This is a genomic window from Tabrizicola sp., assembly GCF_036781545.1.
Lineage (GTDB): Bacteria > Pseudomonadota > Alphaproteobacteria > Rhodobacterales > Rhodobacteraceae > Tabrizicola.
Map to the genome: position 1 here is coordinate 1 of NZ_DAIQAT010000151.1, position 8,389 is coordinate 8,389.

At 67.6% G+C, this 8,389-nt stretch carries 8 protein-coding genes and 1 pseudogene; 1 reads left to right on the forward strand and 8 read right to left on the reverse strand.

Annotated features, from left to right (window positions below; genetic code table 11):
• The 7 genes and pseudogenes from V7Q39_RS16995 to alr all read right to left on the reverse strand — a co-directional run.
• Positions 1-120 (reverse strand): annotated as a pseudogene (locus V7Q39_RS16995) (CvpA family protein); the annotation flags it as partial.
• Positions 121-154: 34 nt separating this feature from the next.
• Positions 155-1,510, reverse strand: coding sequence for a DNA repair protein RadA (gene radA, locus V7Q39_RS17000; protein WP_333817804.1), 1,356 nt, complete (start codon positions 1,508-1,510; stop codon positions 155-157).
• 67 nt (positions 1,511-1,577) lie between these two features.
• Positions 1,578-2,579, reverse strand: a complete 1,002-nt coding sequence (locus tag V7Q39_RS17005) for an LLM class flavin-dependent oxidoreductase (protein ID WP_333817805.1) — start codon at positions 2,577-2,579, stop codon at positions 1,578-1,580.
• Positions 2,580-2,585: 6 nt separating this feature from the next.
• Positions 2,586-3,041 (reverse strand): paraquat-inducible protein A, encoded by a 456-nt coding sequence (locus V7Q39_RS17010; RefSeq protein ID WP_333817806.1) that lies wholly within the window; start codon positions 3,039-3,041, stop codon positions 2,586-2,588.
• Positions 3,042-3,141: 100 nt separating this feature from the next.
• Positions 3,142-3,888: an ABC transporter ATP-binding protein gene (locus tag V7Q39_RS17015; protein ID WP_333817807.1), complete on the reverse strand. Its 747-nt coding sequence runs from the start codon at positions 3,886-3,888 to the stop codon at positions 3,142-3,144.
• Complete coding sequence (locus V7Q39_RS17020; protein WP_333817808.1) at positions 3,885-4,664, reverse strand: MlaE family ABC transporter permease; 780 nt, start codon at positions 4,662-4,664, stop codon at positions 3,885-3,887. The genes V7Q39_RS17015 and V7Q39_RS17020 overlap by 4 nt, the downstream gene beginning before the upstream one ends.
• Positions 4,661-5,710: an alanine racemase gene (alr, locus tag V7Q39_RS17025; RefSeq protein ID WP_333817809.1), complete on the reverse strand. Its 1,050-nt coding sequence runs from the start codon at positions 5,708-5,710 to the stop codon at positions 4,661-4,663. The genes V7Q39_RS17020 and alr overlap by 4 nt, the downstream gene beginning before the upstream one ends.
• Positions 5,711-5,822: 112 nt before the next feature.
• Here alr and V7Q39_RS17030 point away from each other — a divergent pair, with 112 nt between their 5' ends.
• Positions 5,823-7,727 carry a heavy metal translocating P-type ATPase gene (locus tag V7Q39_RS17030; protein ID WP_443082536.1) on the forward strand — a complete coding sequence of 635 codons (1,905 nt, stop codon included), beginning with the start codon at positions 5,823-5,825 and terminating at the stop codon, positions 7,725-7,727.
• On the opposite strand, the gene V7Q39_RS17035 is transcribed toward V7Q39_RS17030, so the two are convergent.
• Positions 7,724-8,389: DnaB-like helicase C-terminal domain-containing protein (locus tag V7Q39_RS17035; RefSeq protein ID WP_333817810.1), on the reverse strand; the 666-nt coding region annotated here is incomplete at its 5' end. The two genes, V7Q39_RS17030 and V7Q39_RS17035, sit on opposite strands and share 4 nt — an antisense overlap.

Below are 8,389 nucleotides of genomic sequence, written 5' to 3' on the forward strand. Positions count from 1 at the left end.
GGCGCCGATCCAGCCGAGGATCGCCATAAGCTCCCGGACCAGACCGCGCGAGAAGGCGAGAATGGCCGAAATGACGATGATGAGTGCGGCGCCCCCATCAACTGCGGTCAGGTTTTCCATCGCTTACGTCCCCATTCCGTTCTTTTCAAAGGGCTTATCCCGCCCCGAACATTTCGCCCACAAACGCCGTCAGGTCCGCCATCTGCCGGACCGTCAGCCCTGCCGCCCCCTCGATCTTTGAATGGGATGGCACGGTCGCCTGTGAGAAACCAAGTTTCGAGGCTTCTTTCAACCTGTTTTCGGTCTGGCCGACGGGGCGCAGGGCGCCGGAGAGGCTGATTTCGCCGAAAAGCACCATGTCGGGCGGGATCGCCACATCCTCGCGGGCCGATAGAAGCGCCCCGGCGACGGCAAGGTCGGCGGCGGGTTCGCTGACCCTTAGCCCCCCCGCGACATTCAGGAATACGTCCAGCCCGGCGAAGGGGATGCCGCAGCGGGCCTCCAGCACGGCGAGGATGGTGGAGAGGCGACCGCTGTCCAGCCCCACCACCGTCCGGCGCGGGCTGGCGAGGGTGGAGGGCGCGACAAGCGCCTGGATCTCGGTCAGGACGGGGCGGGTGCCCTCGATCCCGGCGAAGACGGCGCTGCCGGGGGCGGGCTGGTCGCGGTTGGCCAGGAACAGGGCCGAGGGGTTCGGCACCTGCGCCAGCCCGCCGCCTGTCATCTCGAAGACGCCGATCTCATCCGCGGGGCCGAAGCGGTTCTTCACCGCGCGCAGTATGCGGAACTGATGGCCGCGCTCGCCCTCGAAATAAAGGACGGTGTCGACCATGTGCTCGACCACGCGGGGGCCGGCGATCTGGCCTTCCTTGGTGACATGGCCGACGAGGATCACCGCCACGCCGCGCCGCTTGGCGAAGGTGACAAGCTCATGCGCGGCGGCGCGAACCTGGGAGACGCTGCCGGGGGCGGCCTCGACCTGATCCAGCCACATGGTCTGGATGGAATCGATGATCGCAAGGGCAGGGCGTTCGGCGTCGAGCGTGGTCAGGATGTCGCGCAGGTTGGTCTCGGCGCCCAGATGGACGGCAGCGTCGGTCAGCCCAAGGCGCTGCGCCCGCATCCGCACCTGCGCGCTGGCTTCCTCGCCGGAGATATAGAGGCATTTCAGTCCGTTGCGGGCAAAACTTGCGGCGGCTTGCAGCAGCAGCGTGGACTTGCCGATGCCCGGGTCGCCGCCGACCAAGATCGCCGAGGCGGGAACGAGACCACCGCCCAGAACCCGGTCAAGTTCGTCGATCCCCGACGAGGCGCGGGGCGGCGGCGCTTCCTCGGTCGCAAGATCGGTCAGGGGGATGGACCGGCCCCTGGCCCCGAGTGCCTTGGGGCCGGTGGAGAGCGGCGCCTCTTCGACGATGGTGTTCCAGCCCCCGCAGGAATCGCATTTGCCAGCCCATTTGCGATAGGCCGCGCCGCAGACGGTGCAGGTGAAAGAGGCTATCTGTTTCATCAGGGGCGACAGTGCCTGCAATGTTTGGCAGCATCAAGGCAGCGCGCGCGGGCCACCGCCCCCCGTCTCATGCCGCCGTCAGACCCCAGGCCTCGGCCGTCAGCGCAAGCGAGCAGCGTCGCGCTTCGGGATCCCAGATGTCGGTGACGATGATGAATTCATCCGCCCCGGTCCGCGCCTGCAAGGCCGACAATCCCGCCTTCACCTCGGCCGGGTTGCCCACCACCGCGCAGCTCAGCATGCGCGAGACCTGCGCCTCCTCGCGCGGGGTCCAGTAGGTACCGATATCGTCGATGGGGGGCTGCGACAGCCCGCGCACGCCGCGGAAGATGCCGCAGAAGCTCATCTGCGCGGTGGTGAAGAGCCGCCTTGCCTCCTCGGTCGTGTCGGCGCAGACCACGTTCACCCCGATCATGGCGCGCGGGGCCTGCAACTGCGACGAGGGCTTGAACCGCGTGCGGTAAAGGTGCAACGCCTCATCCAGATAGTCCGGCGCGAAATGCGAGGCGAACCCGTAGGGCAGACCCAGTTCCGCGGCCAGCATGGCCCCGAACTGCGACGAGCCGAGGATCCAGAAATCCACCTTTGCCCCGGCCGCGGGCCAGGCGCGCACATAGCCCGGTTCGTCGGCGGGGGCGAACCAGTGCATCAGCTCCATCACCTCCTGCGGGAAGCGTTCTGCGGCCCCTGCAGAGGTGCGGATGGCCTGCAATGTCGCCTGATCGGTCCCCGGCGCGCGGCCAAGGCCCAGATCGACGCGGCCAGGAAACAGCGCCGCGAGCGTGCCGAACTGTTCCGCAATGATATAGGGCGCATGGTTCGGCAGCATGATCCCGCCCGAGCCGATGCGGATGCGCCTTGTATGCTGCCCGGCATGGGCCAGCACGACCGATGTCGCCGCCGAGGCGATGCTTTGCATGTTGTGATGTTCGGCCACCCAGTAGCGATGGAAGCCCAGACGGTCTGCATGGGTGGCGATGGCCTGGGCTTCGGCCAGCGCGTTGGCGGCATCGAACCCCTCGCGCACGCGCACGAGGTCAAGAAGGGAAAGCGGGATCGGGTCGGTCATTGCGGCTCAGGGATTATCCGGGTGGTTCGCACGAAGGCTGCGCCCGGAGATCCAGGCGATCAGGATGGAGCTAAGCACGCAGAGGCTGAAAAGCCAGAGCCCCCAAGCGGTTTCCACCGTGACATGGCCTGCGCCCTTCGCGATCACGATGTAAAGCGCGATCAGGAAGACATCGGCCATCGCCAGTTTCCCCAGGATTTCCAGCGCCGGCAGGGTTCTGGGCGACAGCAGGTTCCAGTGCAGGAGTGCAAGGCCGATGGTCTTGGCATAGGGCGCGAAGACCGCAAGGAAGGTGACGAGAAGGGCAAGGCCCGCGTCGGAGTCCCAGAGGGACTGCAATCCGGTGATGACGGAAATCTCGTCCATTCCGAAGATCGGCAGGATCGCTGCGCGGAGAAGCGGCGCGAACCAGGCCACGGGGAAAAGGATGAGGAGGACAAGGTTCAGATACTTCACCGGCATTTTCCCTGGCTGGCGTCGGTCTGGAGGGTTTCACACCCTCCAGACCTCCCGTGGAATATTTCTTCAAGGAGCAAGCGCAATTTGAATCGAATTTTCGCGGTCAGCGGACGGATTCGATCGGCCCATCCGCCCGCCCGTGGATGAACTGCTGCACGTAAGGGTCTAGCGTTGCGTCCATTTCCGAAACCGGCCCGGTCCAGCGGATCACGCCCCCATGCAGCATCGCCACGTTGTCGGCAATCGCGCGGACCGAGGACATGTCGTGGGTGATGGTCATCGCCGTCGCGCCCATCTCGACCACGATCTCGCGGATCAGGTCGTTGATCACGCCGGACATGATCGGGTCGAGGCCCGTGGTGGGTTCGTCGAAGAAGATGATCTCGGGTTCCGCTGCGATGGCGCGGGCGAGGCCGACGCGCTTCTGCATCCCGCCCGACAGTTCGGCAGGGAAAAGATCGGCCACCTCGGGCTTCAGGCCGACCCGACGCAGCTTCTCCACCGCCACCTCGCGCGCCGCATGCTTGGGCAGGGCCTTCGGGCCGCGGACGAGGCGGAAGGCCACGTTCTCCCAGACCCGCAGCGAGTCGAACAAGGCGCCGCCCTGGAACAGCATCCCGAACCGGGCGAGGAAAGCATCGCGGTCGCCTGCCGTCACGTCCTGCCCGTCCAGCGTGATCGTGCCCGTATCGGGGCGCACCAGCCCCAGGATGCATTTCAGGAGCACCGACTTGCCCGTCCCCGACCCGCCGATGATCACCATCGAGGTGCCCTTGGCGATTGTGAGGTCCACCCCCTGCAGCACCCGGTTCGTGCCGAACCGCTTGTGGACTCCGCGAAGCTCGATCATGACGAGAAGAACACTTCGGTCAGGACATAGTTCGCGGCGAGGATCATCACGGAAGCCGAGACGACCGCCGATTTCGTCGCCGCGCCAACCCCTTGCGCACCGCGGGCCGAGTTCATGCCATGATAGCAGCCCATCAGCGCCACGATGAAGCCGAAGACCGCGCCCTTGACGAGGCCCGAGCCCACGTCCCAGCCCTGCAGGAAATCCACCGTGTTCTTGAGGTAGGCGGCAGAGTTGAAGTCGAGCCGCGTGATCCCCACCAGCCAGCCGCCCATGATCCCGATGGCATCGCCGGTGGCCACCAGCACCGGCATCGCCAGCGTTGCGGCCACCACGCGCGGAACCGCCAGGTATTTCAGCGGGTTGGTCGACAATGTCACCAGGGCGTCGATCTGTTCCGTCACCTTCATCGTGCCGATCTCGGCGGCGATGGAGCTTGCCACCCGCGCGGCGACCATCAGCCCGCCCAGTACCGGGCCAAGCTCGCGCGTCATGCCGATGGCGACGATGGAGGGCACCACCGATTCCGCGTTGAAGCGCGACCCGCCGGCATAGATCTGCAGGGCCAGTGCGCCGCCGGTGAAGATCGCCGTCAGCCCGACCACCGGCAGCGAATACCAGCCGATCTGGAGGAGCGAGGCACCCAGCTCGCGCAGGTAGAAGGGCGGGCGCAAAAGGTGGCCAAGGATGGAGGCGGCGAAAAGCGCCACACGGCCTACGGCAGCGATGGCCTGCAACACCGGGCGGCCGATGCCGCCAAGGGCGGCTGCGATCATGCGGGGCGTTCCTGGTAGCGGCGGGTATAGCGTACGCCAAGCGCCGTCAGCAGTTCGTAGCCGATGGTGCCCGCGATGTCGGCCAGCACGTCGACCGGCTGGTTCGGGCCGATGATGTCGAGGTGTTTCGGGACTTCGGGCAGGTCGGTGATGTCGACCGTGATCATGTCCATCGAGACGCGACCCACCAGCGGGCAGGCGGTGTCGCCATCCCAGAGCTGCGCCCGGTTCGACAAGGTGCGCGGCAACCCGTCGGCATAGCCCGCCGCGACAGTGGCGATGACCGAGGGGCGCGTCGCGATCCAGCTTGCGGCATAGCCCACCGTCTCGCCCTCGCTCACCTCGCGGGTCTGGATCACCGGCAGGGAAAGCGTCAGCACCGGGAGCGCCGCATCATAGGGCCGCCCGCCGAAAAGCCCGACGCCGGGACGGGTCAGGTCGAAATGATAGCGCGGGCCCAGGAGGATGCCCCCCGTCGCCGCCAGGCTGCGCGGCAGGCCGGTGCCGTCGGTCATCTCGTGGAAGGCCTTGAGCTGCACCTCGTTCAGCGGATGATCGGGCTCGTCGGCACAGGCGAGGTGGCTGATCAGCAGCTCCGGCCCCGCCTCGACCAGAATCGGCGCCACTGCCTGCCATTCCAGCACTTCCACGCCCAGCCGGTTCATGCCCGTATCCAGTTGCACTCCGAACGGATGGCCGGGCAGCGATTCGAGGTGGCGGGTGATCTGGTCCAGGCTGTTCAGCATCGGCGTCAGGTCGAGATCATGGATCATCTCGGTATCGCCCGCCATATGACCGGACAGGACCGCGATCTGCGGCCCCGGCCCCAGCGCCTGGCGCACAGAGGCGCCTTCCTCGGCCGCGGCCACGAAGAAACGCCGGGCGCCTGCATTGGCCAGGGCACGCGCCACCCGGGTCACGCCCAGCCCGTAGGCATCGGCTTTCACCACGGCGGCAGTCTGCACGCCCGCGCCGGACAGGCGGTCCAGCGCGCGCCAGTTCGCCGCTACGGCATCGAGGTCGATGGTCAGGGTTCCGGTTGCCATGCGGCTGTTTTGACCGGGGCGCGGCCTTGGTCAAGCAGAAACCTCCGGCAGGGCGGGAGCTTGCCCTTTCCCACCCCCTGCGCAACGGTGGGGCGCAGCCTGGAGAGATGATGTGAGCGCGCATTCCCACGACCACGGCCATGACGACGAGGATGCCGGGCTCTACCTGACGATCCTCTGCTGGGCCGGTCTGGCCCTTGCCGCGCTCGACGCCTTCCTGCAGCCCCTGCCGCAGGGTCTGGTCTGGGCCGCGCTGGGGCTGTCCTACCTGACCGGCGGGGTGCCGCCCCTGCGAACCGCCGTCGCCGAGCTTTGGCATCATGGACGGCTCGACATCGACCTTCTGATGGTGGTCGCGGCGATTGCGGCGGCACTGGTCGGCGCGGCGCTGGAGGGGGCGGTGCTCCTCGCGCTCTTCTCGCTCTCGCATACGCTGGAGCACCGCTCGATGGGCAAGGCGCGCCGGGCGGTGGAGGCGCTGATGCAACTCCGCCCCGAGACCGCCCTGTTGCAGGGGCCGGAAGGCGTGGTCGAGGTCCCGGTTGCCGACCTTGTCCCCGGCGACCGGGTGATCCTGCGCCCCGGTGCGCGGGTGCCGGTGGACGGGCAGGTGGCCGAAGGCGCCGGCCATCTGGACGAAAGCACGGTCACGGGGGAATCGCTTCCGGTGCGCAAGGCGCCGGGCGATCCGGTGCATGAGGCGACGGTGAACCTCGACGCCATCCTGACGGTCGAGGTCACGCGGGGCCTCGCGACCAGCACCGTGGCGCAGATGATCAAGCTGGTGACCGAGGCGCAGGCGATGAAGTCGCCCTCCGAGCGCTTCTCGGACTGGTTCGGCCAGCGCTACACCATCGCGGTCTTCGTCGGATCGTTCCTGTCGTATTTCATCTTCCGCTACCTGGGACATGTCCCCTCCGAAGCGCTTTATCGCGCCGCCACGCTTCTCGTCGCGGCCTCGCCTTGCGCGGTGGTGATCTCGGTTCCGGCGGCGATCCTCTCGGCCCTGTCGGCGGCGGCGCGGGGCGGGGTGCTGTTCAAGGGCGGCGCGGCGCTGGAGGGCTTGGCCGAGGTCAGGACCTTCGCCTTCGACAAGACCGGCACGCTGACCACCGGCTTGGCGTCGGTGACGAATGTCGTTGCGCTGGAAGGCGACGAGGCCACCTTCCTCGCGCTGGCTGCCGGGCTGGAGGCGCAATCGGAACACCCCATCGCCGACGCCATCCGGCGCGAGGCGGCCGAACGCGGGATCACTCCGCTTGCCGTCAAGGATGTGCGTGCCCATCCCAGCGAGGGGATCACCGGGCAGGATGACAAGGGTCCGGTCTGGGCCGGAAACGCCCGGATGCTGGCCGCGATGGGGACGACGCTCCCCGAGACCCTTGCCCCGCTGGCGGACGGGTCCGAGACGCTGGTCCTCGTCGGACGCGGCCCCCGCGTGCTGGGCGGGGTGACGGTTGCCGACGAACCCCGCGCCACCGCCGCCGAGGCGCTGCGCGATCTCAAGGCGGGGGGCCGGACGGATATCCTGATGATGACCGGCGACCGTGCCCCGGTGGCGGTCCGGATCGGCGCTGACCTCGGCCTCGCGCCCGACGAAATCCATGCCGGCCTCTTGCCGGGCGACAAGGTGAATCTGGTCGATGCCGCGACCACGAAGGGGAAGGTCGCCTTCATCGGCGACGGGGTTAACGATGCCGCTGCCCTTGCCCGCGCCGATGTCGGCGTGGCGATGGGCGTCGCGGGCAGCGAGGTCGCCCTGCAGGCCGCCGATGTTGCGCTGATGGCCGAGGACCTGCGCAAGCTCGCCGCCGCCCGCGCGCTCTCGCGCCGGACCGCCGGGGTGATCCGGCAGAACCTGGCGATCTCCATCGGCGCGATGGCGATCCTGGTGGCGGGAAGCCTGTTCCTAAGCCTGCCGCTGCCGCTGGCCGTGCTGGGCCATGAGGGCGGCACGCTGCTGGTGGTGCTGAACGGTCTGCGCCTTCTGGCCGATCCGATCCGGTCGCGGACCTAGAATCCCACGTCCGGTCCGCCCTGACCCTGCCAGGGCCGGGCGAGGTTGCCGAAGCGGGTGAAGCGACCCTCGAACGACAGTTCCACCGTGCCGATGGGCCCGTGGCGCTGCTTGCCGATGATGACCTCGGCCTTCCCATGCACCGATTCCATCAGCGCCTGCCACTGCGCCATCTTTTCCAGCTCGTGATCGCCGGGCTTCTCGCGCTCGCGGTAATATTCCTCGCGGAAGACGAACATCACCACGTCGGCGTCCTGCTCGATCGACCCCGATTCCCGCAGGTCTGAAAGCTGCGGGCGCTTGTCGTCGCGGCTTTCCACCGCACGGCTCAGCTGGGACAGCGCGATGACCGGGATGTTCAGCTCCTTGGCAATCGCCTTCAAGCCTTGCGTGATTTCCGAGACTTCCTGCACCCGGTTGTCTTTGGACGACCCCTTCAAAAGCTGAAGGTAGTCCACGATCAGCACATCCAGCCCATGCGTCCGCTTCAGCCGCCGTGCCCGCGCCGCGACCTGACTGATGGGCAGGGCAGGGGTGTCGTCGATGTAAAGCGGGCAGGCCTCCAGCGCCTTCGCAGCCTCGACGAAGCGGCGGAATTCCTGTTCGGTCATGTCGCCGCGGCGGATCTGTTCCGAGGGCACTTCGGCGGCTTCCGACAGGAT

Coding starts and splice junctions, on each gene's coding strand:
- V7Q39_RS17005 (WP_333817805.1), bottom strand. CDS start 2,579: ATGACCGACCCGATCCCGCTTTCCCTTCTTGACCTCGTGCGCGTGCGC.
- V7Q39_RS17010 (WP_333817806.1), bottom strand. CDS start 3,041: ATGCCGGTGAAGTATCTGAACCTTGTCCTCCTCATCCTTTTCCCCGTG.
- V7Q39_RS17015 (WP_333817807.1), bottom strand. CDS start 3,888: ATGATCGAGCTTCGCGGAGTCCACAAGCGGTTCGGCACGAACCGGGTG.
- V7Q39_RS17020 (WP_333817808.1), bottom strand. CDS start 4,664: ATGATCGCAGCCGCCCTTGGCGGCATCGGCCGCCCGGTGTTGCAGGCC.
- alr (WP_333817809.1), bottom strand. CDS start 5,710: ATGGCAACCGGAACCCTGACCATCGACCTCGATGCCGTAGCGGCGAAC.
- radA (WP_333817804.1), bottom strand. CDS start 1,510: ATGAAACAGATAGCCTCTTTCACCTGCACCGTCTGCGGCGCGGCCTAT.